This window comes from Pseudomonas sp. C27(2019) (assembly GCF_008807395.1).
Lineage (GTDB): Bacteria > Pseudomonadota > Gammaproteobacteria > Pseudomonadales > Pseudomonadaceae > Denitrificimonas.
Window position 1 is genome coordinate 1,355,054 of record NZ_CP043320.1, and the last position, 26,094, is coordinate 1,381,147.

At 49.4% G+C, this 26,094-nt stretch carries 27 protein-coding genes and 1 pseudogene; 18 read left to right on the forward strand and 10 right to left on the reverse strand.

Going from position 1 to position 26,094, the window contains the following annotated elements; all coding sequences use genetic code 11:
- Positions 1–22: 22 nt before the first annotated feature.
- The 9 genes and pseudogenes from yaaA to FXF61_RS06240 all read left to right on the forward strand — a co-directional run bounded on the left by yaaA (position 23) and on the right by FXF61_RS06240 (position 11,138).
- A pseudogene (yaaA, locus tag FXF61_RS06200) lies at positions 23–801 on the forward strand (peroxide stress protein YaaA).
- 4 nt (positions 802–805) lie between these two features.
- Positions 806–1,270, forward strand: coding sequence for a multidrug transporter (locus FXF61_RS06205; protein WP_151184450.1), 465 nt, complete (start codon positions 806–808; stop codon positions 1,268–1,270).
- An 82-nt stretch (positions 1,271–1,352) separates the two neighbouring features.
- Entirely contained in the window at positions 1,353–1,529 is a 177-nt protein-coding gene (locus FXF61_RS06210) for a hypothetical protein (protein ID WP_151184451.1), read from the forward strand.
- Positions 1,513–4,482 (forward strand): sensor histidine kinase, encoded by a 2,970-nt coding sequence (locus FXF61_RS06215; protein WP_151184452.1) that lies wholly within the window; start codon positions 1,513–1,515, stop codon positions 4,480–4,482. Before FXF61_RS06210 ends, FXF61_RS06215 begins: the two co-directional genes overlap by 17 nt.
- Before the next feature lie 52 nt (positions 4,483–4,534).
- Entirely contained in the window at positions 4,535–5,956 is a 1,422-nt protein-coding gene (locus FXF61_RS06220; protein WP_151184453.1) for a sigma-54 dependent transcriptional regulator, read from the forward strand.
- Positions 5,957–5,988: 32 nt separating this feature from the next.
- On the forward strand, positions 5,989–7,317 hold the full coding sequence (locus FXF61_RS06225) for a TAXI family TRAP transporter solute-binding subunit (RefSeq protein ID WP_151184454.1): 1,329 nt from the start codon (positions 5,989–5,991) through the stop codon (positions 7,315–7,317).
- A 78-nt stretch (positions 7,318–7,395) separates the two neighbouring features.
- Positions 7,396–8,403, forward strand: a complete 1,008-nt coding sequence (gene yejK, locus FXF61_RS06230; protein ID WP_151184455.1) for a nucleoid-associated protein YejK — start codon at positions 7,396–7,398, stop codon at positions 8,401–8,403.
- Position 8,404: 1 nt separating this feature from the next.
- Positions 8,405–9,220: a polyphosphate kinase 2 family protein gene (locus FXF61_RS06235; protein WP_151184456.1), complete on the forward strand. Its 816-nt coding sequence runs from the start codon at positions 8,405–8,407 to the stop codon at positions 9,218–9,220.
- A 685-nt stretch (positions 9,221–9,905) separates the two neighbouring features.
- Positions 9,906–11,138, forward strand: coding sequence for a methyl-accepting chemotaxis protein (locus tag FXF61_RS06240; protein WP_371921505.1), 1,233 nt, complete (start codon positions 9,906–9,908; stop codon positions 11,136–11,138).
- Positions 11,139–11,190: 52 nt separating this feature from the next.
- Here FXF61_RS06240 and FXF61_RS06245 read toward each other — a convergent pair whose 3' ends face one another.
- The gene (locus FXF61_RS06245; RefSeq protein WP_151184458.1) at positions 11,191–11,775 is read right to left on the reverse strand and encodes an alpha/beta hydrolase; all 585 of its coding nucleotides are present in this window, start codon (positions 11,773–11,775) and stop codon (positions 11,191–11,193) included.
- Between the two features lie 72 nt (positions 11,776–11,847).
- Positions 11,848–12,486, reverse strand: coding sequence for a peroxiredoxin (locus FXF61_RS06250; protein WP_151184459.1), 639 nt, complete (start codon positions 12,484–12,486; stop codon positions 11,848–11,850).
- A gap of 309 nt (positions 12,487–12,795) precedes the next feature.
- Between FXF61_RS06250 and cysT the strand changes: the two genes are divergently transcribed.
- The 3 genes from cysT to FXF61_RS06265 are packed head-to-tail and all read left to right on the forward strand — an operon-like array spanning position 12,796 to position 15,448.
- Complete coding sequence (cysT, locus tag FXF61_RS06255) at positions 12,796–13,614, forward strand: sulfate ABC transporter permease subunit CysT (protein ID WP_151184460.1); 819 nt, start codon at positions 12,796–12,798, stop codon at positions 13,612–13,614.
- 10 nt (positions 13,615–13,624) lie between these two features.
- Positions 13,625–14,476: a sulfate ABC transporter permease subunit CysW gene (gene cysW / locus FXF61_RS06260; RefSeq protein WP_151184461.1), complete on the forward strand. Its 852-nt coding sequence runs from the start codon at positions 13,625–13,627 to the stop codon at positions 14,474–14,476.
- Positions 14,477–14,479: 3 nt separating this feature from the next.
- Positions 14,480–15,448, forward strand: a complete 969-nt coding sequence (locus FXF61_RS06265) for a sulfate/molybdate ABC transporter ATP-binding protein (protein ID WP_151184462.1) — start codon at positions 14,480–14,482, stop codon at positions 15,446–15,448.
- A gap of 233 nt (positions 15,449–15,681) precedes the next feature.
- Here the strand turns inward: FXF61_RS06265 and FXF61_RS06270 are convergent, their stop codons facing one another.
- The 6 genes from FXF61_RS06270 to moaB form a co-directional block, all read right to left on the reverse strand.
- Positions 15,682–16,452 (reverse strand): STAS/SEC14 domain-containing protein, encoded by a 771-nt coding sequence (locus tag FXF61_RS06270; protein ID WP_151184463.1) that lies wholly within the window; start codon positions 16,450–16,452, stop codon positions 15,682–15,684.
- A 193-nt stretch (positions 16,453–16,645) separates the two neighbouring features.
- On the reverse strand, positions 16,646–17,377 hold the full coding sequence (locus tag FXF61_RS06275; RefSeq protein WP_151184464.1) for a sulfate/molybdate ABC transporter ATP-binding protein: 732 nt from the start codon (positions 17,375–17,377) through the stop codon (positions 16,646–16,648).
- A 4-nt stretch (positions 17,378–17,381) separates the two neighbouring features.
- Positions 17,382–18,059: a molybdate ABC transporter permease subunit gene (modB, locus tag FXF61_RS06280; RefSeq protein ID WP_151184465.1), complete on the reverse strand. Its 678-nt coding sequence runs from the start codon at positions 18,057–18,059 to the stop codon at positions 17,382–17,384.
- Positions 18,060–18,074: 15 nt separating this feature from the next.
- Positions 18,075–18,830 carry a molybdate ABC transporter substrate-binding protein gene (modA, locus tag FXF61_RS06285; RefSeq protein WP_151184466.1) on the reverse strand — a complete coding sequence of 252 codons (756 nt, stop codon included), beginning with the start codon at positions 18,828–18,830 and terminating at the stop codon, positions 18,075–18,077.
- Positions 18,831–18,965: 135 nt separating this feature from the next.
- A complete protein-coding gene (gene glp / locus FXF61_RS06290) occupies positions 18,966–20,165 on the reverse strand; it encodes a gephyrin-like molybdotransferase Glp (protein WP_151184467.1) in 1,200 nt (399 codons plus the stop codon).
- A 1-nt stretch (position 20,166) separates the two neighbouring features.
- Entirely contained in the window at positions 20,167–20,703 is a 537-nt protein-coding gene (moaB, locus tag FXF61_RS06295; RefSeq protein ID WP_151184468.1) for a molybdenum cofactor biosynthesis protein B, read from the reverse strand.
- Between the two features lie 67 nt (positions 20,704–20,770).
- Between moaB and mobA the strand changes: the two genes are divergently transcribed.
- The 6 genes from mobA to FXF61_RS06325 are packed head-to-tail and all read left to right on the forward strand — an operon-like array spanning position 20,771 to position 24,092.
- The gene (gene mobA, locus FXF61_RS06300; protein WP_151184469.1) at positions 20,771–21,373 is read left to right on the forward strand and encodes a molybdenum cofactor guanylyltransferase MobA; all 603 of its coding nucleotides are present in this window, start codon (positions 20,771–20,773) and stop codon (positions 21,371–21,373) included.
- Positions 21,367–21,843 carry a cyclic pyranopterin monophosphate synthase MoaC gene (moaC, locus tag FXF61_RS06305; protein WP_151184470.1) on the forward strand — a complete coding sequence of 159 codons (477 nt, stop codon included), beginning with the start codon at positions 21,367–21,369 and terminating at the stop codon, positions 21,841–21,843. The genes mobA and moaC overlap by 7 nt, the downstream gene beginning before the upstream one ends.
- A gap of 22 nt (positions 21,844–21,865) precedes the next feature.
- Complete coding sequence (locus FXF61_RS06310; protein ID WP_151184471.1) at positions 21,866–22,114, forward strand: MoaD/ThiS family protein; 249 nt, start codon at positions 21,866–21,868, stop codon at positions 22,112–22,114.
- Between the two features lie 5 nt (positions 22,115–22,119).
- Positions 22,120–22,587: a molybdopterin synthase catalytic subunit MoaE gene (gene moaE, locus FXF61_RS06315; protein ID WP_151184472.1), complete on the forward strand. Its 468-nt coding sequence runs from the start codon at positions 22,120–22,122 to the stop codon at positions 22,585–22,587.
- Complete coding sequence (gene glp, locus FXF61_RS06320; RefSeq protein ID WP_151184473.1) at positions 22,588–23,817, forward strand: gephyrin-like molybdotransferase Glp; 1,230 nt, start codon at positions 22,588–22,590, stop codon at positions 23,815–23,817.
- A gap of 53 nt (positions 23,818–23,870) precedes the next feature.
- The gene (locus tag FXF61_RS06325) at positions 23,871–24,092 is read left to right on the forward strand and encodes a hypothetical protein (protein WP_151184474.1); all 222 of its coding nucleotides are present in this window, start codon (positions 23,871–23,873) and stop codon (positions 24,090–24,092) included.
- A 106-nt stretch (positions 24,093–24,198) separates the two neighbouring features.
- Here the strand turns inward: FXF61_RS06325 and FXF61_RS06330 are convergent, their stop codons facing one another.
- Both FXF61_RS06330 and FXF61_RS06335 read right to left on the reverse strand, forming a co-directional pair.
- Entirely contained in the window at positions 24,199–25,005 is an 807-nt protein-coding gene (locus FXF61_RS06330) for a TOBE domain-containing protein (RefSeq protein ID WP_151184475.1), read from the reverse strand.
- 145 nt (positions 25,006–25,150) lie between these two features.
- Complete coding sequence (locus tag FXF61_RS06335) at positions 25,151–25,945, reverse strand: class I SAM-dependent methyltransferase (RefSeq protein WP_151184476.1); 795 nt, start codon at positions 25,943–25,945, stop codon at positions 25,151–25,153.
- Between the last annotated feature and the right edge of the window lie 149 nt (positions 25,946–26,094).

Below are 26,094 nucleotides of genomic sequence, written 5' to 3' on the forward strand. Positions count from 1 at the left end.
CGTATTACAAGGATCAGATTTTATGCTTATGGTTATTTCGCCAGCAAAAACGCTGGATTACACAACCCCCTTGCGACTGAAAAGTTTACCCAGCCGCGCTTTCTCGAACAGTCGAGTCAACTCATCGAGGTGCTGCGCGCGTTCTCGCCCAGTGAACTTGCAGAATTGATGAAGCTTTCAGATAAGCTTGCCGGCTTGAATATCGCCCGCTTCACCGAGTGGCAACCCAACTTCACTCCCGAGAATGCACGCCAAGCAATATTAGCCTTTAAAGGCGATGTCTATACCGGCTTAGATGCAGCAACACTGAGTGTCGAAGACTTTGACTATGCCCAGCAGCACCTACGCATTTTATCCGGTCTGTACGGCGTATTGCGTCCCTTGGATTTAATGCAGCCTTACCGTTTAGAAATGGGCACACGACTCGACAACCCTGAAGGTAAAAACCTCTATGAGTTTTGGGGCGAGCGCTTAACAGAATCGCTTAATCAATGCCTCGCTGAAAACAAAACAGACACTTTGCTTAACCTGGCCTCCAATGAGTACTTCAAAGCGGTTAAGCCCAAGCAGCTGGCTGGCACACTGATCAATGTTGATTTTAAAGACCTAAAAAACGGCCAATATAAAATCATCAGTTTCTATGCGAAAAAAGCCCGCGGCATCATGGCACGCTATGTGATTCAGCATAAAGTTGATTCCGTAGATGCGCTAAAAAACTTTAACGAACAGGGGTATTACTACAGCGCTGAGCAGTCTAAGCCGAACCATTTGGTGTTTTTACGCGACCAACCTGAGGATTAGCCTTATGCTCCCGCCTGTATTGATTCCACTTACTTGGCTGGCATTGCTGCTGCGCTACCCTAAGCGCACCTTAGCGATTGGCGTGCCGCTGCTGGCCATACTGGGCAGTATTGCTGGATGGTTGATTTTAGACCAGCGCAACAACCAATACTTGCTTGATCATTTGGACATGCAAATCAGTTATGCACCGCGCCAGTGCCCAGCCGACACACCGTTACTTGTGCAATTACGTAACAACACTGATCAGTCTCTTAAAGATTTACAGTGGCGTATCGCTGCCTACCGCCCAGGAGAGAACATCAACTTGGTTGAAACACTATATGCCGAGTCTCGTTACAGCAGCTCAAGCCCACTGGTTTCTGGCGCCCAGTGGCAAAGCTGCCTACCGCTCCCTAGCTTGCGCGCTGGCTATCGCGCCAGCACCCTCGAGTTTCGCGTTGAGCGCCGCCAAGGTAAGTTTGTTCGATAATTCAGTAATCTGCTGCAGTTAACTGTGGCAGATTGCCGCCTGCTTGGTTACTATCGGTGACACTTGAGTGTTGAGTGGCATCATGTACATCTACCGTTTAGTTCTTATTTTAGTTGTTGGCATTTATCTGCTTTCACCTGCCGTTATGGAGTGGTGGACTGCCACAGATAGCGCATGGTATCGCCCCTATGTTTTGTGGTTGATTTTAATCGTGGTTACTTTTGTTTTGCAGAGCCAACACGATGCAGATGAGTTTTAGTCTTGGCCAGCTGATTTTAATCAGCACCACCTATTTATTGACGCTATTTGGTGTGGCCTGGGCCAGTGAACACGGCTGGGTGCCGCGCTGGCTGGTACGTCATCCCCTCACCTATATTTTGTCACTGGGCGTGTATGCCAGTGCTTGGACGTTTTTTGGTGCAGTGGGCTTAGCCCATCAATATGGCTATGGCTTTCTGGCCATTTACTTAGGCATTTCAGGCGCTTTTTTATTAGCACCGGTGCTGCTCTATCCTATTTTGAAACTAACCCGCACCCATCAACTGTCCTCCTTGGCTGACTTGCTGGCGTTTCGTTTCCGTAGTAACTGGGTCGGTGCTATTACCACCATCGGCATGCTCTTGGGCGCCTTACCGTTACTGGCACTGCAGATTCAAGCGGTAGCTGACACCATAGGTATCCTCACCGGCCAGCCCATTCAAAACCGTGTGGCTTTAGCGTTTTGTCTTTTAATCACTGTATTTTCGATTTTATTTGGCGCGCGGCACATTGCTACTCGGGAAAAACATGAAGGCTTAGTTTTTGCGATTGCCTTTGAATCCTTGGTTAAACTCATTGCCTTATTGGTGATTGGTTCTTATGCCCTATTTGTGGTGTTTAACGGCCCCAATGATTTAGACCTGTGGCTGACGCAGAACAGCACAATGCTTAAGGACTTACAGATACCGCTGCAAGAAGGTCCATGGCGCACCCTGTTATTGCTGTTTTTCGCTTCGGCAATGGTGATGCCGCACATGTATCACATGACCTTTACCGAAAACCTCAGCCCGCGCAGCATGGTCGCTGCCAGTTGGGGACTGCCGCTGTTTTTACTGTTGATGAGCCTGCCGATTTTACCAATCTTATGGGCGGGACTAAAGCTAGGTGCGCCAACATCACCAGAATATTTTACCCTTGGTGTAGGCTTGGCGCTTAATAACGAGCGCCTTGCTTTGTTGGCTTTTGTCGGTGGTCTGTCGGCAGCCAGTGGCGTGATTATCGTCATGACTTTAGCCATGTCGGGTATGGTGCTCAATCATCTAGTACTGCCCTTTTATCAGCCGCCTGCTGAAGGCAATATTTACCGCTGGCTGAAGTGGACACGACGTGCGCTGGTGTTTGCTATTATTCTGACCGGTTATGGTTTTTATTTATTGCTGCGCTCAGAGCAAGATTTATCTAACTTAGGCTTGGTCGCCTTTGTCATCACCCTACAATTTCTCCCTGGTGTGCTGTCCGTCCTGTATTGGCCTAGAGCCAATCGTTATGGTTTTATCAGTGGTGCCATCGCGGGTGTGTTGACCGCTGCAACTGGGATGCTGCTGCCAATGTTCAGCAATATCCAAGAGTTTTACCTACCAGTGATTGATTACACCTATGTGCTGGATGATCGCAATTGGCACTTTTCTGCCATTGCCGCGCTGAGTGCTAACTGCTTTACTTTCATTCTAGTGTCACTATTAACCCGCACCAGCATTGAAGAACAACGTGCAGCGCAAGCCTGTGTGGTCAACTATGTGCGCCGCCCTGAGCGCCGTGATCTGTTCGCACGTAACCCGCAAGAGTTTGCTGCTGAACTGGCAAAACCGCTGGGCGCGGTCACTGCGCAGCGTGAAGTGGAGCAGGCGCTTAAAGATTTGCAGTTTCCTTTTGATGAAAGCCGACCCTTTGCCTTACGGCGCTTGCGTGATCGAATTGAAGCGAATTTATCGGGTTTAATGGGACCCAGCGTCGCCCAAGATTTGGTCAACACCTTTGTGCCGTATAAAGTGGCCAGTGAAACCTATGTCACCGAAGATATTCATTTCATCGAAAGTCGCTTAGAAGACTATCAGTCACGCTTAACCGGCCTTGCCGCAGAACTTGATGCGTTACGCCGCTATCATCGGCAAACACTGAAAGACCTGCCCATGGGTGTATGCTCACTGGCCAAAGATCACGAAATCTTAATGTGGAATCGAGCGCTCGAAGACCTAACAGGAATCACCGCGGCTCGTGTGGTTGGCTCACGCCTCGAGAGTATTGATCAACCTTGGCGTGATTTACTGATGGAGTTTGCTCAGGGTAGCAGTGCGCACCGTTACAAGCATGCTTTACAAGGTGCTTATGCCTCACGCTGGATAAACCTGCACAAAGCAGCGATTGATGAGCCCTTGGCTCCGGGCAACAGCGGTTTAGTGTTGTTAGTGGAAGACGCCACACAAACACGCTTGCTCGAAGATAAGTTGGTGCATTCTGAACGTCTTGCCTCGGTTGGGCGTTTAGCGGCAGGTGTTGCGCATGAAATTGGTAACCCCATCACCGGAATTGCTTGCCTCGCGCAAAACCTGCGCTATGAGCGCGATGAAGACCCTGAAATTACTGAAGTGAGTAGCCAGATTATTGAGCAAACGCAGCGGGTTACGCGCATCGTGCAATCTTTGATGAACTTCTCCCATCCGGGTCAATATCAACATGAAAGTCATGAGCCGGTGTGTTTATTTGATATTGCCAATGAAGCTATTCATTTGCTCAACCTTAATAAAATGGCCAAAGCAATCCACTTCTTCAACCTCTGTGATACGCAACACTGGGTGCTGGGAGACCCACAGCGGCTCGCTCAAGTGCTGATCAACCTGCTCTCCAATGCGCGCGACGCCAGCCCTGAGCTTGGGCATATTTATATCCGTACAACCGCCAGCCATTCTCATGTAGAGTTATCCATTGAGGATCAGGGCAGCGGAATAAGTGCAGCAAGTCTAGAGCACTTATTCGAGCCTTTTTTTACCACCAAAGATCCAGGCCAAGGCACTGGGTTGGGACTTGCACTGGTGCACTCGATCATCGAGGAGCATCACGGCGACATCCGTGTCGAAAGCCCAGCTGACCTTGAGCAGCAGCGCGGTACCCGTTTCCGAATTAATTTGCCGCGCCACAGCCCGTCCTCCAGTCCAGACGCGAAGGCCTTATTATGAGCCGTATTGCTTTAGCAACGCGTTGCAGTCTGATTGTTTAGAGAGAGTGTGAATGCACAATATTTTAATTGTTGAAGATGAACCCATTATTCGCTCAGCCTTGCGCCGCTTACTGGAGCGCAATCAATACAAGGTCAGCGAAGCAGGTTCAGTTCAAGAAGCACAAGAGCAACATGATATTAGCGCCTTTGATTTAATCATTAGCGATTTACGCCTGCCCGGTGCACCTGGCACAGAAATGATCAAACTCGCTGAGCCTAAGCCGGTATTGATTATGACCAGCTACGCCAGCTTACGCTCAGCTGTGGACTCCATGCGTTTGGGCGCGATTGATTACATCGCTAAGCCCTTTGATCATGACGAAATGCTGCAAACCATTGCGCGAATTATTCATGACCATCAGCAGTCTGCTGCGCTGGCTGCGGATTGCGACGATGAATCGACAGCGCTCAGCGAAACGCCAGTGGTGGATAACTCAGACATTGGCATTATTGGCAGCAGCCCAGCGATGCAGGCCTTATACGTTAAAATCCGTAAGGTCGCGCCAACCGATTCGAACGTATTAATTCAAGGCGAGTCTGGCACTGGTAAAGAACTGGTTGCCCGCGCCCTGCATAACTTATCAAGTCGCGCAAAGGCACCAATGATTTCAGTTAACTGTGCCGCCATTCCAGAAACCCTGATTGAGTCAGAGCTGTTTGGTCATGAAAAAGGCGCGTTTACTGGTGCAGTATCTGCACGTACCGGTCTGGTCGAAGCAGCCGATGGCGGCACATTGTTTCTAGATGAAATTGGTGAGTTGCCTTTAGAAGCTCAAGCACGTTTACTGCGCGTCCTGCAAGAAGGTGAAATCCGCCGCGTGGGTTCTGTACAGTCTCAAAAAGTCAATGTACGTTTGGTTGCTGCAACCCACCGTGACTTAAAGCATCTCGCTAAAACCGGTGGCTTTCGTGAAGACTTGTATTATCGCCTGCATGTAATCGCCCTGCATTTGCCGGCCCTGCGTGATCGCGGTAATGATGTTGTAGAAATTGCCGATATTCTTCTAGATCGCCAACGTTTACGCATGCATAAAGACCCTATGAGCTTTACTGAGCAAGCCAGTAAAGCACTGCAAAAATACAGCTGGCCAGGCAATGTGCGTGAATTAGAAAACGCACTGGAACGGGCAGTGATTCTCTGCGAAGGCACACAAGTCACCACCGAGCTGATGGGTATTGATGTTGACTTGGCGGCAGAAAAAAGTGCACAAGACACAGCCGACGTAGCTGCTGAAGCAGAAGCAGATGCCGATGCACAGCAACTCGATGCCAGCAAGTTATCTTTGGAGGACTACTTTCAGCATTTTGTCCTTGAGCATCAAGACCAGATGACGGAAACAGAACTCGCAAGCAAATTAGGCATCAGCCGCAAATGTTTATGGGAACGGCGTCAACGTTTTGGTATTCCTCGCCGTAAGAGTTCTGGCACATAATAACAGCACGTAGACGACAATAAGGACGGCCGATGAACCGTATTTTGCAAGATGTATCCATTATGCTACGCGCCAACTTATGGTTAGTGCCGATCTTAGCTGCATTGGTGACGGGTTTATTTTACTTTGTAGCCCCACCGCCCCCCATGCATGCCACCATGAGTACTGGCGGCCCTCATGGCGGCTATACAAGCTTTGCTGAAAAACTACGGATTGAACTGGCTAAAGAAGGCTTTGAGCTTGAGTTAGTCAACAGCTCCGGCTCACGACAAAATACCGAACGTTTGTTGGATGAAAACAGTGGTATCAATATTGCGCTGATGCAAAGTGGTCAAGAGCTTGGATTGAATGCTCAGCAGCGCCAAAAACTCTACAACCTTGGTGCAGTCTATCAAGAGCCTTTATGGTTATTTACTCGCTCAGATGTTGAAATCAACACGCTACGCGACCTACTGCCATTGCGTACCGCTGTCGGCTCCGCCCGTGGTGGTACTCGCATGATGATTAATCCACTGCTAGAAGCCAACCAGATTGACAGTGCAAACCTGCCGGATACATGGCGCCCTTACAGTGGTAAAAAAGCGTTGTCGCGATTGCTTGATGATCAATTAGATGCGGCATTTTTTCTAGGCCCAGCTGAGGGCGCTATAGTTCAACAAGCCGCCAGTCATAGCGAGCTGCAACTGGTGCACTTCAAACAAGCCGCTGCATACCGCGCACGCCTGCCTTTTATTACTGAGATCAATGTAGGACAAGGGCTCCTCAATTTGGCCAGTGATCAGCCGCATCAAGACACCACTATCATCAGTCCCGTCGCCATGCTGATTGCCAATGAATCATTTCACCCAGCTTTAACTGCCTTAATTCTAGCGGCAGCACAAGAAGTGATGAAGTCTGGCTCGTTGATTGATGCGCCTGACACCTGGCCGCAAAATTTACCCCATGATTTTTCCAAACTCACCGAGGCCGAGTATTTTCATAACAAGGGTTTGCCCCTGCTACAGCGCTACTTGCCGTTTAGAATTGCCTCACTGGCTGACCGCTATATTATTTTGGTGATCCCATTGCTGGTCTTGCTATTCCCTCTATTTAAGGTGGCCGGACCACTGTACCGCTGGCGCATTCGTGCACGCATCTATCGCTGGTACAAATACCTGCGAGATGTCGATAAACGTTTTACCAATCACACCCTGCCAGAGCATCTCGACAGCGAAATAAAGCGTTTAACTGAACTGCAAGTTGAGCTGGCTAAAGTCGAAGTGCCACTGTCTTACACCAATGAGCTGTATGAGTTACACCTGCATGTGCGCTATGTTTTACAACGCCTTGAGCGCCTGAAAACCGCACACTCAGCAGCCTAATTGTCCTCTGCTTAGCGTCTTGCTGCACGCTTTGCACGTCAAGACGCGGCCTCATATGTATTAAGTTAAGGTCATATCATGTCGATTCATCACTGCATCATTCACTTTATTGAGAAAAAACCCGAAGACAGTCCAGCTACTGTACAGCTGGGCGAAGAGGTGCTGCCTAACTCAACAGCCGTGCAACATCTGCTGGCTGATTTGAACGACAGCTACAACAGCAAACCCAGCAAAGCTTGGGGCTTATTTCAGGCGGACAGCACACAATGGCCCCTGCAAAGCTGGCTGTCCAACTACCTTGCTGAGCAAAGTGATTTTGTACAATTTAGCCAGCAAGCTGTAGAGCATTTAAAAAAACAGATCGATGAAAACAGTCTTAGTTTGTCGGGGCATGTGCTATTTGCTCACTACCAACACGGCATGACCGAGCATCTTATTATCGCGGTGCTACAGCACAGTGACGGCATGCTGATCTCTGAGGGTTTAGATGTTGAGACGGCGCGCCATCTTGATCTGAGTCAGCTGCATTTGGCTGCGCGAATCAATCTGTCTGAGTGGAAAAATAACAGCCAATCCAAACAGTACATTTCGTATCTAAAAGGCAAGTTTGGAAAAAAAATCATCGATGGGTTTCTTGACTTTTTAGGCTGCGAAGAAGGTGTTGATGGCCCCAGCGAAACCCGCACTCTGCTCAAAGCTTTTAGTGAGTTTGTCGAAAGTGAAGATTTACCTGAAGAAAAAGCACGCGAGCAAACCAACAACCTAATCAGTTACGCCAATACTCAAACGCGCCGTGGCGAAGTGGTCAGCATTGAAGGCTTATCCGAAGTCTTGGATGAAGAAAACCCGCAAGCATTTTACAACCACATCCGTAACAAAGATTATGGCTTATCGCCTGAGATACCGGCGGACAAACGCACCCTAAGTGCATTCCATCGCTTTACCGGTCGCGCCGAAGGCATTTCGATTAGCTTTGAGTCGCACTTGCTTGGCTCTAAGGTCGAATATGACGAAAGCCGTGATATGTTGATTATTCGTCAACTGCCCACGCAACTTAAAGACCAACTCAAGCGTAGCAAGGACTGACATGCGCCTCACTGATACCGTACTGCACGATTGCTTCTACCACCCGAGCACAGGGCTGACTCTTGATCCTGCACGTGATTTCGGCTTGCCCTTGTACGAGTGTAATGCGCGTCTGAAAGCAGTGCGTAGCAGTCTAGATCGTCAGCAACAATTGCTCTGGGCCAATAATGGTCCGGCTGTGCTGGTATGGCTGCAAGGCCCTGACTGTTCAGGCAAAGATGGCGTGATCCGTAACTGCTTGCGTGGCCTCAATCCACAAGGTGTACGCGTCAGTAGTTTTGCAAAACCCACTGAGCAGCAGCGCCAAGAAAACTTCTTAGAGCGCTTCCGACAGCAGTTGCCGCCGCCTGGCATGTTAACTGTTTTCAACCGCACACCTTATGAAAGTATAGTCAGTGATTTGGCAGACGGTTATATTGATGACGCCCAAGCTGCTGGGCGTTTACAGCAGATGCTGGCATTTGAAGCGCAATTGGCCCAGCAAAATATTCATCTAATTAAAGTCTATTTGCATATCTCTAAAGACGAGCAAAAAAGGCGCTTGCAGCAACGCTTTGCCAAGCCTGAGAAACACTGGAAAATCTCTGCTGCCGATTTAGCCGGCCACCGACTCTTTGCTACTATTGAAAATAATTGGGATCATACTTTTAAGCAAAGCAGCACCGCCTCACACCCTTGGCATATTGTTCCAGCCAACAATAAACCACTGCGTAACCTGCTGTTTTGTAGTTTGCTGGCACAGAAACTTGAGGCGCTAAACTTACAGTGGCCCCAACCTGAACTGCCCTTTGCGCTGGAGGATTTAGATATAATATGAGCCATTCTTGGCTGACTGCTGCAAGCAGGTTTATACGTTGCATCGACAGATTCCATACTGTGCTGCGTTAAGCTTTTGAGGGCAGTGGCTCTGCATTATCAATAGCAGCGCTGAGCAACTAGATTTTGTCACGACCCGCTCAGAGTTCACTTTATTGCAAAAGATGGAGTGCTGAGCAATACATGTTAGGACGCGTCATGCAGAACGACTTTAACGCGCACTGGCGAGCCACTAAAGACCAAAGCATGATGGCGTTTTGCCAATAATTATGTAGCAATACGGCTCAGTAATTACACAAAACACCAATGACAATAACAATAACCTTTGTTTATGTGTCCAGATAAGGCCCTTTACGCTCATGACCTCTGATAAAACAATAACCCTTGTATTACAAATCGCCAGTCTTGTTGCTCTAGCCATTTTATGGTGGCTCAGCGCACCCATTTGGACCAGTGCGGTTTTATTAGTACCAGCTTTTGTTGTACCACTGTTGCAGCGTCCTGTACTTGTTGAGCCCAGCTCTCAAGGTACAGTGCAGGCCACCGAATTGGCGCGCCATTTATCGCACACCACCACGGCCAGCGCGCTCAGTGCTGCTGCTGTTAGCCACGCAGCACAGCAACTGCAGCAAAGGCTCGTATCCTTGGTCAACTCAGCTCAGCGTATTGAAAGCAGCGCTGGGCAAATGATCACTACAGAGGAGGCCACCGCTCAGCTCAGCGAAGAAAGTCTCGATGCAGCCAGTAACGTGCGCAGTAATAGCCAGGCGGGTCAAACCAGTTTAGAGCAAGCCATATTAAGTATGCAGACACTGGCTCAGCAGGCGGATAGCAGTCGCACATTAATCGACAATCTCAGTCAGCGCAGCAGTGAAATTCAGCAAGTAGCTGCAGTGATTAAGGGTATTGCCAGCCAGACCAATTTACTGGCTTTAAATGCTGCGATAGAAGCTGCGCGTGCTGGTGAGTACGGACGAGGCTTTGCCGTTGTAGCTGATGAGGTGCGTGGCTTAGCCAGCCGCACAGCTGACGCCACCGAAGAAGTCGATCGTATGTTGCAAGATATTCAACAGCACACCATAGAGGTGGCTGAACAACAACATAAACTGATTGAAGATTTAAATAGCAGTGTAGTGTTGGTAGAAAATGCCGGCGCACAATTGATCGATATCACTGCGTTAGCGGTTAATGTTGAGCAACAGGTTGCCAACATTGTCAGCGGCACACAAAGCAACCGCATGCAGTTGGATGATTTATTCAAAGAAGTCGCACAAATTCGCCAAGACCTGTCTGACAGTGATCAGCAAACAGCGCAGCTGAGTCAATCTGCAGTGCTGCTTGAGGCCCAAACCGAGGGTGTTAGCGAAAAGCTCTCTGAAGTCAGCTTATCTGAATACCATCAGCACATTTATGAGTTAGCACAGGATGCCGCACAAAAAATAGGTGCGCAGTTTGAGCGCGATATTGCCCAAGGTCGCATCAGTGAAGCTGAGCTGTTTGATCGCAATTATAAAGAGATCGCCAACACCAATCCAAAAAAATACAGCACAGCCTTTGATAAATATACCGATCAGGTTCTTAGTGCAATTCAAGAGCCTGTCCTCACTCAGAATCCGAACACCGTATTTGCAATTACCAGTACACCGCAAGGCTATATTCCAACGCACAATACTGTCTATAGTCAGCCGCTAACTGGCGATTACCAGCACGACTATTTAAATAATCGCACCAAGCGGATTTTCAATGATCGTGTCGGTGCACGCTGCGGTAACCATCAAAAGCCTCTGCTATTGCAAACCTATATTCGCGAAACTGGCGAGCACATGCATGATATTTCCGTGCCTATTTATGTGCATGATAAGCACTGGGGCGGCTTTAGAATTGGCTATCATCCAGAAAAGACAAGCAGGACAAATTAGGCTATTTAAATGTCACGCAGCCAGCTCGCTTTATGCTGCTGTGTGACATGACTTAAGCGCTGCGCTGATAGCCTCTATCACTGCGCTCTTGTAACTGATACAGCCAAGCAAAGCCTTGCTCCCAGCGATGATGCCCCGATTGCACATTAATGTGCCCTGCTTGCGACAAAATAGTCACCGTACTGCCCCACTGCCGAGCAAACAACACTGCACGCTGCGCATCGGCAGCGTGATCATTGCTTGAGCCAATGAGTACACTAGGAAACGGCAATGGCTCAGTAGGTATCGGCGCAAAGTTAACTAAAGCTGCTGGGCAGTCAATACGTTCAACATCCGCCGGCGCGACCAACAGCGCACCACGCACCCGCGCTAATAACCCTGCTGATGCTTGCGCAGCCCAATGCGCAACCGTGACACAACCAAGACTGTGCGCTATCAGTACAACAGGCCGCTGATCTGCGGCAATTTGCGCTTCGAGCTGAGCAATCCATGCCTGGCGCTGCGGTAACAGCCAGTCATCTTGCTCAACACGAGTACACTCGGGCAAGACCTGCTGCCAATGAGATTGCCAGTGCTCAGCAGGCGAGCCTTGCCAGCCCGGCACAATCAAATAACGCACATCAGTTGTCTGGCGCATCAGCGCTCTCCTTTCACGCCAATATGCCTGCAGCGCACGTTTCAATACTCTACAGGCAGGCGGCTTAGCATCTTAGCGGTTGGGTTGTGGCGTCAGGCGCAAGTAGGGTTTGACCGCGGTGTAGCCTTTCGGGAAGCGCTCAACCAGCTCAGCTTTATCTTGGATGGATGGCACAATCACCACATCTTCACCGTCAATCCAGTTAGCCGGTGTCGCCACTTTATAGTTGTCAGTCAGCTGTAATGAATCAATCACTCGTAAAATCTCATGAAAGTTACGCCCGGTGCTGGCTGGATAAGTGATGGTCAGGCGCACTTTTTTGTTCGGATCAATCACAAACAATGAGCGCACCGTTAAGGTGTTATCAGCATTGGGGTGAATCAGGTCATACAACTTCGACACCTTACGGTCGTCATCGGCCAGGATGGGGAAGTTGACGGTGGTGCCTTGTGTTTCGTTGATGTCTTTAATCCACTTATGATGCGAATCAACTGGATCAACGGATAAAGCAATTGCCTTAACATTACGTGCGGCGAACTCATCTTTGAGCTTGGCAGTAAAGCCCAACTCGGTGGTGCACACCGGGGTGAAGTCTGCAGGGTGTGAGAATAATACGCCCCAGCTGTCGCCCAGCCATTGGTGAAAACTGATATCACCTGCACTTGATGCCTGCTGGAAATCTGGTGCGATGTCGCCAAGTTGAATACTCATGATGTTTGCCTCAGTTATGGGTCAGTGGCGATCACTATGCTTCAATTTAAGATGATCACAAAAGAATATAAAATGATTGATTTATAACTTAATCGAATAAAGCGGCTATTTGCCTGCTAATACCAAAAAGACATAAGTGAATCGCTAAACAGTATTTTAAAGAATAAGAAGCTGCCTCTATGATATGCGCCTTAAGCACGACTAGGCAGCGTATAGGCAGTATAGAAACTCACTTAGCCAGTTGCCTACCCCACAACATGAGCAGAGACAGCAGCGCTACTGCTTAAAATAACCACAAGGCAAGTCACTATGTCACGACGCACCTCACCAGTCATTCCAGGCTTTGGGCTGACCCTTGGTTACACTTTGGTGTACCTCAGTTTGTTGGTGTTTATACCATTGGCCGGCATGTTTATTTATGCGGCACAGCTAAGTTGGTCAGAGTTTTATGCCATTGTCAGTGCTCCGCGCGTAGTGGCTGCATTGAAACTCAGTTTTGGCACTGCTTTTATTGCCGCGTTGCTCAATGGCGTAATAGGAACCTTATTTGCGTGGGTATTGGTGCGTTACCGCTTCCCCGGTCGCAAAGTGATTGATGCAATGATCGATCTGCCCTTTGCTTTGCCGACTGCGGTTGCCGGTATTGCCCTCACCGCCCTGTATTCCCCAAATGGTTTTATCGGTCACTGGGCGGCAGATTTTGGTATCAGCATTGCCTACACACCCTTTGGTATTACCTTGGCGCTGACTTTTGTCACCTTACCCTTTGTGGTGCGCACCATTCAGCCTGTACTGGCTGATATTCCACGCGAGCTTGAAGAGGCAGCGACCTGTTTAGGCGCACGGCCTTTGCAGGTGTTTCGCCATGTTTTACTACCGGCTTTATTGCCAGCATGGCTGACCGGCTTTGCCTTGGCGTTTGCGCGCGGTGTCGGCGAATACGGTTCGGTGATTTTTATTGCTGGCAACATGCCCGGTAAAACAGAAATTCTACCGCTACTGATCATGGTCAAACTTGATCAATACGACTACGTTGGCGCCACTGCGATTGGCGTGATGATGCTGATGGTGTCTTTTGTTTTGCTACTACTGATCAACCTTCTCCAACGCTACGTTGCTAAAGGCTAAGGATACCTCTATGTCGTCCACCTCTTCTCACAACTCAAGCAATGCATCCAGTTGGGCCCGCTTAGCCTTAATCATTGCTGCTTGGGCCACCTTTATCGTTTTCTTAGTGTTGCCGCTGACCATTGTTCTTACTGAAGCATTGAAAATGGGTGTTGCTCATTTTTTTGATTCAATGCTGGAGCCGGATGCCATTTCCGCACTGAAACTGACCTTGCTGGCGGTGGCCATCTCGGTGCCGCTGAACTTGGTGTTTGGTGTGGCTGCCGCCTGGTGCGTGAGTAAACATGATTTCTATGGCAAAAGCGTACTGATCACCTTAATTGATCTGCCCTTTTCGGTGTCGCCGATTATCGCAGGTTTGGTCTATGTTCTATTATTTGGCGCGCAAGGCTTTTTTGGTGAATGGCTAATGGAGCACGATATCCAAATCATTTTTGCCGTGCCAGGTATCGTCTTAGCTACGCTATTTGTTACCGTGCCTTTTGTCGCACGCGAACTGATCCCGTTAATGCAGCAGCAAGGCACGCAAGAAGAAGAAGCCGCACGTTTACTCGGCGCCAGCGGTTGGCAGATGTTTTGGCATGTCACCGTACCCAATATCAAATGGGGCTTAATGTACGGTGTCGTGCTGTGTACCGCGCGGGCGATGGGTGAGTTTGGTGCGGTATCAGTGGTGTCGGGGCATATCCGTGGTTTTACCAATACGCTGCCCCTGCATGTCGAAATTCTTTACAACGAATACAACCACGTTGCGGCCTTTAGTGTTGCCAGCCTGCTACTCATTCTGGCGCTGTTGATGTTGCTGCTTAAGCAGTGGAGCGAATCACGGATCAACCGTCAGCTAAACAATGGAGACGAATAAGTCATGAGTATTGAAGTGCGCCAAGTTCATAAGCAGTTCGGTAACTTTACTGCCTTAAATAACATCAATTTAGACATCCAAGCCGGCGAGCTGGTGGCCTTACTCGGTCCATCTGGCTGTGGTAAAACCACTCTGTTGCGTATTATTGCTGGCTTGGAAACACCAGATACAGGCAGCATTTTGTTTAATGGTGATGATGTCTCGCGCCGCGATGTGCGCAAGCGTAATGTCGGTTTTGTCTTTCAGCACTACGCACTGTTTCGTCATATGACGGTGTTTGATAACGTCGCTTTTGGCTTGCGGATGAAATCACGCCGTGAGCGCCCCAGCGAAGCGGTGATTGCTGAGAAAGTGCAGGAGTTGCTGCGCATGGTGCAACTGGATTGGTTATCGGACCGCTACCCTGAGCAACTCTCTGGTGGTCAGCGTCAACGTATTGCCTTGGCGCGTGCTTTGGCGGTTGAGCCACAAATCTTGTTGCTCGATGAGCCCTTTGGTGCGCTAGACGCCAAGGTGCGTAAAGAGCTGCGTCGCTGGTTAGCTAACTTACACGAAGACATTAACCTGACCTCGGTGTTTGTCACCCACGACCAAGAAGAAGCCATGGAAGTGGCCGACCGTATTGTCGTGATGAACAAAGGTGTGATTGAACAGATCGGCACACCAGCACAAGTCTATGAGAACCCGGCCAGTGAGTTCGTGTATCACTTTTTAGGAGATTCCAACCGCCTTAAAGTTGCTGATCAAGATATCCAGTTTCGCCCGCATGAAGTATTGCTATCAAAGGTGGCTGCCGCAGACCACCAAGCCGGTATCGTTCGAGATATACGCCCTTTAGGTGCAATTACCCGCGTGACGATGAAAGTTGAAGGTCAAGATGAACCCATCGAAGCTGAAGTATCGCGTGACGATATCAATCTGCAAGGCCTGCAACGTGGTGCCACCTTGTTCTTTAAACCGAAAGCGTCGTAGGACGGGCACTTGTGCCCGAGATTAGAAGCCGTGGGCATGAATGCCCACCCTACCGTCCGCATGGGAATATTGTGTGGGCATGGCAAACTGTAATCGTGGGCATGAATGCCCACCCTACCGTCTGCATGGGAATATTGTGCGGGCATGGCAAACTGTAATCGTGGGCGTAAATGCCTGGCCTGCCGCCTGCGTAGGTCTTTGTTTAAGCACACAAGCCCCCTCAGGCAGCTATATTACTCAACCAACTCAGCATCAAGCCACGCCCAGGCCTGGTCTTCTTGATCCGCAGAGAAGGTTTGTATATCAATATCGGTAAAGAGCGGATTGATGGCATCGACGGCCTTACACATCCAATTGGGTGCACCAACAATGGCGTAGCGTTCTAATCTATTCATGGCCGTAAGCTTCATCGAGATAAGGCTGCTTTGCATAAGAATTAAGGGGTCAAAACCAGCAAAGTTTTTCATCCGATTGAGCAAGCGCACCTTGTCATGGGCGGCAAAGAAGTCTTCTAGTTGCTTAATCACATCAGGCATTTCTTCTGAGGTGATGAGTCCGTTAACCTCAAAAGCAAGCACATCAGCCTTGCTGGTTGCCAGGAACCGGATCGCTGGTTTTATAACAGCAGTTGTGTCTCTAAGCTCTGCGGCCCACGCTAAGGCCTTCTCGCTCTGACTTGAGGGGAAAATTTTCAAATCAAGCACCGGTAAAAGGTGTTGAGCAGCAGAGATCAGAGTCTGCGGCCATTCCTTATCTGAAACAAATGCGCATCGGCTCAGTTGTTTGAGGTGACTAAACAGCACCAAATCAGCCTTGGTACCTTCTATCAGTGCGTTTGCAGTCATGTCTGTAAGGTCGGTCAGATCAACATAAATACCAATCTGCGCATGCTGCAGCAGTTTTTTCTCAAGAATGCTGTGATACGTTTGCACATCCTCAGCGCTTAGCTTGCCATCAAGCTTCAGGGCTATCAGATGATCGGGGGCTGGGATTTGCTTTAACATGACGTCACCCTTTTTGGTTGTCTTTCACGCTAGAAGTCTTCTCGCTATGCTCTTGAATTCATATGCTATTGCCACATAGCGCCACGAACATAGGATACGCTGACTTAATATGAAAATAGCTTTTTCAGACTGGGTCTAGGTTTGCGCAACTTTTATCTAGACGTTACTACTATTAGACGCTGGCTAGCAATGGTTAGCATCCATGCACATGTTTTGCACAGCATAAAGCCTGCTGCGACACTTGCATACTGTGCTGACGCTGCAGATCAATCTGCCCTTCTTTTAAGCAGAGCGTTTGCTCGGCAAACACCTTAACATCTTCCACATCATGGGTAATTAAAATGAGCGGCACCGCTAAGCGTTCCTGTAGCTCGCGCAATTCTTTACGCATATGAATGCGCAAGTCGGGATCGAGCGCAGAAAAAGGCTCATCTAACAATAAAGCGCGTGGTTCAGTTACCAAGGCACGTGCCAACGCGGTGCGCTGGCGTTGGCCGCCCGATAACTCATGTGGTTTTTGATGCTGCACAGGCTCTAAACCGAAATTATCCAACCAGTAATCAACTGTCTTATTGGCCATCTTTGCGCTGGGATTCAATAGACCAGTGCGCAAACTAAAAGCGACATTCTGGCGAACGCTCAGATGCGGAAACAGCGCATAGTTTTGAAACAAAAAGGCCACTTGGCGCTGCTGTGGGGTCAAATTAATACCCTGTTTTTGGTCAAACAACGTACGCCCAGCTAATTTTAGGTGACCGCTATCGGGTTTAAGTAACCCAGCAATCATCTGCAGCAATAAGCTTTTGCCTGATCCAGATGGTCCCAGTACCACCAAACGCTCACTGCTTGATGCAAAGGCTAAACCCAAGTGAAATTCGCTCTTACCTGAGCGCATGGTTTTAGTGAGATCCAAATCTAAGAACATCGGTCTACCTTATCCGCTCTGAAACACGCCCCGGTGCTAAGCGACTGGCACTCAGCAGCACCACCACACAGACAATTGAGGTGATCACCACCAGCATATTGGCTGTATCATCCTTACCAGCTTGCACAGCTTCATAGACTGCAATTGACAGCGTTTGCGTGCGCCCTGGAATACTACCGGCGACCATCAGTGTTGCGCCAAACTCACCTAGCGCACGAGCAAACGCCAGCAGCACGCCGGCTAAAATACCGCGCCAAGCTAACGGCAAAGTAATCCGGAAAAAAATAGCCAACTCAGACACACCCAAGACCCGCGCCGCCTGCTCCAGCTGGCCATCTACCGCCTCAAACGCAGCGCGAGCTGGCTTAAATACCAAAGGAAAGGCCACCACCGTGGCGGCAATCACTGCGCCCTGCCAGGTAAAAATCAGATTGATACCAAAGGTGTCGTATAACCATGCGCCAAACGCACTTCTACGTCCCACCAGCACCAATAAGTAATAGCCTAGTACGGTTGGCGGCATGACCATTGGCAAGGTCAGCACAGTGTCTAATAGATCGCGTCCGGGGAAACGGCTGCGTGCTAAAAAAAAGCCCACACTGATTCCCAAGATAATATTTAGAGCCGTTGCCCAGCCAGCGACTTTCAGTGATAGGCTCAGAGCAACCCAGACTGCATCCATACTAGCGCGTGCCTCTTATGGTTGACTAAAACCGTAGCTGTTAAATACTGCCTGACTGGCCTCGCTGAAAGTGTAATCAATAAATTGCTGGCTCAGCTCTTTGCTGCTGCCTTCTTTGGTGATGGCAATCGGGTAACTGACAACGGTTTGTAAAGGCACAGTGAATTGCACTTTAACTTTATCGGCCATAATTGCTGCGTCGGTGGCATACACAAAGCCTGCATCCACTTCATCACGAGCGACATAATCCAAGGATTGACGCACATTTTGCGTGTTAATCATTTTATCTGCTAACGCATCCCATAGCTCATGGGCCAGTAACGCTTCTTTACTGTAACGCCCTACAGGCACACTCTCAGGGTTACTCACGGCTAAGCGCTGCAGCGCAGCTTGCTGCAAGTCTGCCAGCTCAATCAGTTTAAGCGTGCTATGTGTTGGGGTAATCACTACGACAGTATTGCGCACAAAGTCTGTACGGCTGGCTTCATTGAGCAGGCCTTGCTCTTGGGCTTTATCCATGGTTATTTGATCTGCAGAGGCAAACACATCAACCGGAGCACCTTTCGCAATTTGCTGCAGCAGCTCTCCTGATCCGGCAAAATTCAGTAAGATTTTATGCTCAGGGTGCGCTGCTTCAAAATTAGCAGCAATGTCTTTAAATGCATTGGTTAAGCTGGCAGCGGCAGAGACTGTGATTTCAGCGGCCCATGCACTGCCTGAAGCGCTAATCAGCGCAGCTGCTAACAGGGTTTTCAAGTTTTTCTTAAGCATTGCAGATCCTACTAATCAAGTCGTTATGTTTTGCAGACTATAACGCTTTCTTAACAGATTGCAAAGAATCAAATACAGCCGTGCGGCACTGTGTGTATCCGTGCAGTGTCGCACTGCTTGAGCAACGCAGTCCGGCTAATTTAGCAAACTAGAAAACGGCCAGAAGCGTAAATAATCACCCACTTCACAGGTCGTGTTCTCAGGCAGTTCCAGCAATCCATGCGACTGCGTGGCGCTGCGTAAAACACCCGAGCACTGGTTATCAAGTTTTTCAGCGCGACCATCCACGAGTGACACACGGATAAACTCGCGGCGCACACCTGCCACCGGCATAGCAAAGTTAACCGGCACAACAAAACTCTGTGCCAGCGGATCGCTGACGCCCATGCGGGTTAAAATATACGGCCGCGCCAATATCAAAAAGGTAACCAGACTTGAGGTCGGATTACCCGGCAATCCTATAACTGGCACGCCTTGATAACGACCTAAGGTGAATGGCTTACCCGGTTTTAAGGCCAGCTTCCAAAAGTCCAGCTCGCCCTCTTCACGCAGCACCTGCCCCAGATAATCAGCCTCGCCCACCGAGACACCGCCGCTGCTGAGCATTAAATCCACGCCCTGCAGTTCTGCTAAGCGATTGCGAGTGAGTTGAATATCGTCGGGCAGAATACCCATATCGACGATGGCGCAGCCCAAACGCTTCAGGCACTGAATGAGCAGTGTACGATTGCTGTTATAAATCTGTCCTGGCGCTAAAGGCTGGCCGGGCTCTACTAACTCATCACCGGTAGAAATCACGGCCACTCGAAATTGCCGGCGCACCTTGACTTGCGCGCAACCCATTGATGCTGCCATGGCAAGCTCAATCGGCCCAAGGCGAATACCTGCTGGCAATATTTCATCACCGGGCAGCGCTTCCTGGCCTTTCGGACGAACAAACTTAGCTGCGCGCACGGCTTGCGCAAAACGCACAGTACCATCGTCCAGCTCCTCGGTGTTTTCTTGCATCTCCACCGCATCCGCGCCCTCAGGCATAGGAGCGCCGGTGAAAATACGTGCGCAGGTGCCTTCTGTTAACGGCTCTGGGCTGTGACCAGCAAAGATTTTTTGGCTGACCGGCAACACTTGCCCAGCCTGAACTTCAGCGCTGCGCACGGCATAGCCATCCATTGAGCTATTGGGCCACGGCGGCATCGCAAACTGAGCCAGTAACGGCTCAGCTAATACGCGATTTTCTGCACTATCTAAGCTTAGCAGTTCAGTCTCTAAGTCTGCCGCTGCCTGCGCCTGCTCCAGCAATATTTGCAGAGCAGCATCGACATTCAACAAAGCCATGTTAATCGCGTCCTGAACAAGCCGTCTTCTTGCCCAAATGCGCGACAAAGTTGCAAGGTTTATGCGATGCATCCAGCTGATCAATTAAAATGCCTTCCCACGCCGTGCGACAGGCATTGGTTGAGCCAGGCATACAGCAGATCAGTGTATGATTCGACAAACCGGCTAAAGCTCTGGACTGAATGGTTGAGTTGCCTATTTCAGTGTATGAAATATGACGGAAAAGCTCACCAAAGCCCTCAACATGCTGATCAAATAGGCAGCTGACCGCCTCTGGTGTACTATCGCGGTCGGTAAAACCAGTTCCACCGGTAATTAAGACAACATGCGTATCATCGCTGGCAACCCAACTGGCTACCTGCGCGCGAATTTGATATAGGTTATCCTTTAAAATCATGCGCTCGACTACCGTATGGCCAGCTTTGATCAATTGATCAAATAAGTACTGTCCTGAGGTGTCTGTTTCTGGCGTGCGCGTGTCACTCACAGTTAATAACGCAACGTTTAATGGAACAAATTGACTGCTAACGTGGCTCATGTGATGTCCTATGTTGATAAATTTAGGCCATGATATACCACAAAACATCTAAGTAAATGAGCTTTGCATGCCTAACATCCCTTTATTTGCTGATTGTTCAATTGTTCTCCTTGCTGGTGGTCGCGGCCAGCGTATGGGCGGCCAGGATAAAGGCTGGGTGAGCTGGCAAGGCAATGCGTTAATTGAACATATGCAGCGCGTGGTGCGGCCACTGACCAATGACTTGATTATTTCCTGTAATCGCAATCATGCGCGCTATCAACCGCTTGCGGATCAACTGGTTAGTGATCCGGATCATGACTTTACTGGCCCGTTAGTGGGTATCATCAGCGCCTTAAAAGTAGCGCGCCATCCTTATTTGATTGTGTTGCCATGCGACGCACCACGCATTGATCAGGCTTTACTGATGCAACTGTACCAACAGGCTGGTGAGCGCCCTGCCATGTTCAAGCATCAAGGCCACTGGCAGCCCTTGTTTAGTATTATTGCCAAAGCACAACTGAGCGCTTTACAAGAATTATGGGAGGCTGGCGAGCGCAGCCCCAAACACGCACTATTGCAGTTAAACCCTGTGGCACTACACTGTGCCGATGACGAAAAGCGTCTGGCCAATTTCAATGACCCCAGTGTTTTGCAACAACCCTTATTAATAAAGGAAACCCTATGCTGACTCACCTTGATGAGCACGGGCGCGCCAATATGGTCGACGTCACCGAAAAAGCCAACACCCAGCGCGAAGCCACTGCCGAGTCATGGGTACGCATGTTACCCAGCACCTTAGCAATGATTACCGATGGCGAGCACCCAAAAGGTGATGTATTTGCCGTAGCACGCATTGCCGGCATCCAAGCGGCAAAACGCACTCATGAGCTGATCCCGCTGTGCCACCCGCTCTTACTTACCAGCATCAAAGTGCACCTGACTGCTCATGCGCCTGATCAAGTCCATATCACTGCGACCTGCAAGCTGTCAGGGCAAACCGGTGTTGAAATGGAAGCCCTTACAGCCGCCAGCGTTGCAGCACTGACCATTTACGACATGTGTAAAGCCGTGGATCGCGCCATGGTGATTGAACGCACCCAGTTGCTGGAAAAACTTGGCGGCAAATCAGGTCACTATCAACTCGACAGCGCAACTTAACTGCTAACGAAGGAGATTCATCATGCTAACCGTACAATTTCTAGCTCGTTACCGTGAAGCCTTAGATTGCGAGTCCGAGCAACTGCCTTGGCAGCCAGAATGGCAAACCATTGAGGATGTGCGTAATTTCTTAGTGGCACGCGATGGCGTCTGGACAGTGCTCAGCGATCCGCGCATTATGTGCGCGCTTAATCAAGATGTGTGCTCATTGCAGGAGCCTCTCAAAGCAGGCGACGAGCTGGCATTTTTCCCGATGGTCACCGGAGGCTAATCAGCATGAGTATTCGTGTACAAACCGCGCCGTTCGATCCTGGCGCAGAGCTCAACGCTGTGCATGCTGGCGACCTAAGCGTTGGCGCGGTCGCAACCTTTACCGGCTATGTGCGCGATATCAACCAAGATCAGTCCATTAAAGAGCTGTTTCTTGAGCATTACCCCGGCATGACCGAAAAAGCACTGGCCAAAATCCGTGACGAAGCACTGCAACGCTGGCCGCTGATTGATGCACATATTTTGCACCGAGTGGGCCCGCTGTCATTGGCCGAGCCGATCGTCTTTGTTGCCACGTCGAGCATGCACCGTGATGCTGCATTTGCTGCTTGCGAGTTTATTATGGATTACCTGAAAATCCGCGCACCATTTTGGAAAAAAGAACAGACCGCAACCGGTACACACTGGGTTGATGGCCGCGATAGCGACACCGACGCCGCTGCCCGTTGGGATACAGAGAAGGATAAACGCTAAATGTCAGTCTGCGATCAAGGCGCTTTGCACAGTATTGAGCAAGCCATCAGTGCCTTAAAAAACACTCTCAACCGCCAAACCGCTACGCAAACCCTAGCACTGCAAGCAGCGCATCAGCATGTTTTGGCGCAGCCTGTCTATGCACAAGTCGATGTGCCGCAGTGGGATAACAGCGCGATGGACGGCTATGCTCTGCGTGCCAATGATCTGCAGCAGCCCAACAACAGCCTACCTCACGCTGGGCGCATTGCTGCTGGTGATATGCCTGAGCAAAAGCTACCGGCTGGCCAGTGCATGCATATTCTCACCGGCGCACCGGTGCCGCTGGGTGCAGATACTGTAGTGGCGCAAGAAGATTGCAGCATCAGCCCCGAGCACATTCAGTTTAATCATTGCAAAGCCGGCGGTAATATTCGCCGTCGCGGTGAAGAAATTCAGCAAGGCCAGTTGCTGCTTGAAGCCGGCACGCGCCTGCGCGCACAAGAAATCGGTCTACTGGCCAGCCAAGGCTTTGCCCAAGTTGAAGTCTACACACCCTTGCGCATCGGTTTACTCAGTAGCGGCAATGAGCTCTGTGAGCTGGGTAAGCCACTTAAGCCAGGGCAGATTTACGATATCAACAGCTACAGTTTAAGTACTTTATTAGCCGGCTTAGGCTTTACAGTCACGCATTACCCTAAAATGCCCGATAACTTGCAGTACAATATTGACTGCTTAAGAACGGCCAGTGGCGAACAAGATGTATTGATCAGCAGCGGCGGCGTTTCCGTTGGTGAAGAAGATCACCTAAAAAATGCCGTGAGCACACTCGGTCAGCTCAATCTATGGCGTGTAGCCATTCAACCGGGCAAACCTTTAGCCTTCGGCACCATCGGCACCACACCTTGGATTGGCTTGCCAGGCAACCCAGCTGCAGCCTTGATCACTGCATTAATCATTGCCCGCCCTGCACTGCTGCACGCGCAAGGCGCAACAAATTGCGCTCATCAAACCCTGCACATCCCAGCCGCCTTTGACTGGAAAAAACCTCGCCCCCGCCAGCAGTACTTGCATGCACGCTTAGCCCTACAAGACAACGGCCAGCTGCACGCAGAAATACACCCCAAGCAAAGCTCAGCCATGTTGATTGCGGCCAGTTGGGCGGATGGTTTGGTGGAGATTAAAGCGCAGGAGACTGTGGAAAAAGGTGATTTGGTGGGGTTTGTGGCGTATTCGGAGCTACTAAACTGATTGCAGCATAGATGAGTTTTTACACACTAGTTAAGGCTTAAGCAGGTTGTAAAATGCTTTATTTTGCAATATTTTTAGGAATATTACTTGGTTTTGCATTAATTGGATTTTTGTGGGAACAAGTAGAAAACAAAGAAGGTACTTTTTATAGCCTTATTAAAGGCGTGATAAAACTAATTGGTATTTGTCTTATATTAGCGTTTTTTTTAACTTTTCTAGCATTGCGTTCAGAAATTGATGACCCCTCTATATTTACAGAACCTATTCGTAGGTAGTATCTAGATTTTAAATTTATATTGCGAATACATTAAAAGTTTAAACCTAGGCTAATTTTTATTAGCCTAGGTTTTCACATTAAAAAATTCAGCGTAAATAAAATTTCTACAACGGACAGCCAACAATCACACTCGATGCTTTAAATATCGCCGTCACCGCACTGCCTTCTTCTAGCTGCAAACTCTCAACACTGTCATTGGTAACAATTACGGTCAAGGTGCTTTCACCCACGCTAACAACAACCTCGCTATTCACCGCACCTGCTTGCACGCGAGCGACAGTACCGGCGAACTGATTACGCGCGGAGAAGCGTACGCCTTTAGCATCGCTGACCAAGATAATATCTGAGGCTTTAATCAGGGCAAAAACTTCGCTGCCGACTTTTAAGTTTAATTCTTGTGTGCTTTCGCGGGTGACGGTGGCAACGACGCTGTGTCCGCCGGCGATGCTGATTTCCACGGCATCATTAATGGCACCGATTTGAATGGCTTTTACTTTGCCAAAGAACTGATTACGGGCGCTGGTTTTCATGGACAGCCTCTTTAGTACAAATAAGTCATCAACAATATTGCCAGTGTCTTGGCTTAGCTCTTGCAGAAAGCGCTGATGCACCTGCTCAATGCGCGCAAAATTGTTAATTAATTGCTGGCCGCGCTCGGTTAAAGTGGTTGAGCCGCCGCCTTTGCCGCCAGTGATACGGTGCAGCAAAGGTTCACCAGCTAGATTATTCATGTGATTAACTGCGTCCCAGGCGGATTTATAGCTCATTTTCATCGACTTGGCCGCTTGTGAGATTGAACCAAGCTCGGCAATTCTTGACAGTAAACGGATGCGCCCATGGCCGCCCATGCTTTCATCACCAGCGGTGATCCAGATCTGCCCTTGCAGGCCAAACTCAGTGTTTTCAACCATATGATCCTTGCTCCTTTTAACTGCACGCCAGCTGTTTAAACAACCTATTTAGGCTGTAACAATAAAATATAGCTGTTGGTAGCGCATAGCATAAGCCGATTAAGCAGAGACTTGAAATGCCAGAGTGCATCCACCAACACACAGTTTAATGTGCAGGCGGTGTCCAACTCATAAACGCCCAGCGGGTCGGCTCACCGCCCTTGCGCGCGTACTCAGGGTCGCGTTGATACCAGGCGCTAATTTTTTCTTTATCCTCGGCGCTCAGCTCACCAAAGCTCCAGCCGACTCTTTCGATCAGCTCTTGTGCACTGCTGCAACCGGCGAAACGGCTGGGCGACTCGAGGTAATCCAACGTTGGGTAGATATTGCGTTGATAGAGCATGTTCATAATGTACATGTGATCTGGGAAGCTGCGATCCTCGCGACCCAGTAGTTCTTCTATTTCACGACTAACAAAACGCCCACCCACCAACTGGGTCATATAGACTTTTTTACGTGCGTGTTGATTGAGCTTATCCAGTGCATCGTTCATATCCGCAACGATACTGGCGCGTGAGACCACGGCAATGTCACAGATCGGCACAGCACTCCAGTCATCTTCCCATGAGACTAAAATCGGCTCTACGTTTCTGCACCCTAACTGCGCTGCATTGTCCATCATGGCATCAAGCATGCCTTGGCTGTAATCCAAGCCGTAGACCTGCTTTACCTGTGATGCTAAGGCCAAACCAATGGTGCCAGGGCCACAACCCACATCCAGCACAGTGTCTTGCGCGCCATACTGCATACGGCTGACAAAATCAGTGCGGTAGCTACTATCCAACACTTTAGTGCGCATTTTGGCAGCTTTGCTATCCCAGTCACTGGGCGTCTTAAACACACGGCCACTGCGCGTTAAATGCTCACGATACAACTGGCCAAAATCAATCGCTTTAATCATTTACTCAATCTCTTTCCTATGTCGCATAGATAGGCTCACTACCGTGCACAGCCAAAAAACTAAACCTATCACTATAAGTCTGCACAGCAGGTACAAAGGTCAGCACAACACACGAGTTTAAGCTGTATCCGATGGTCGTGGAGTAAAGC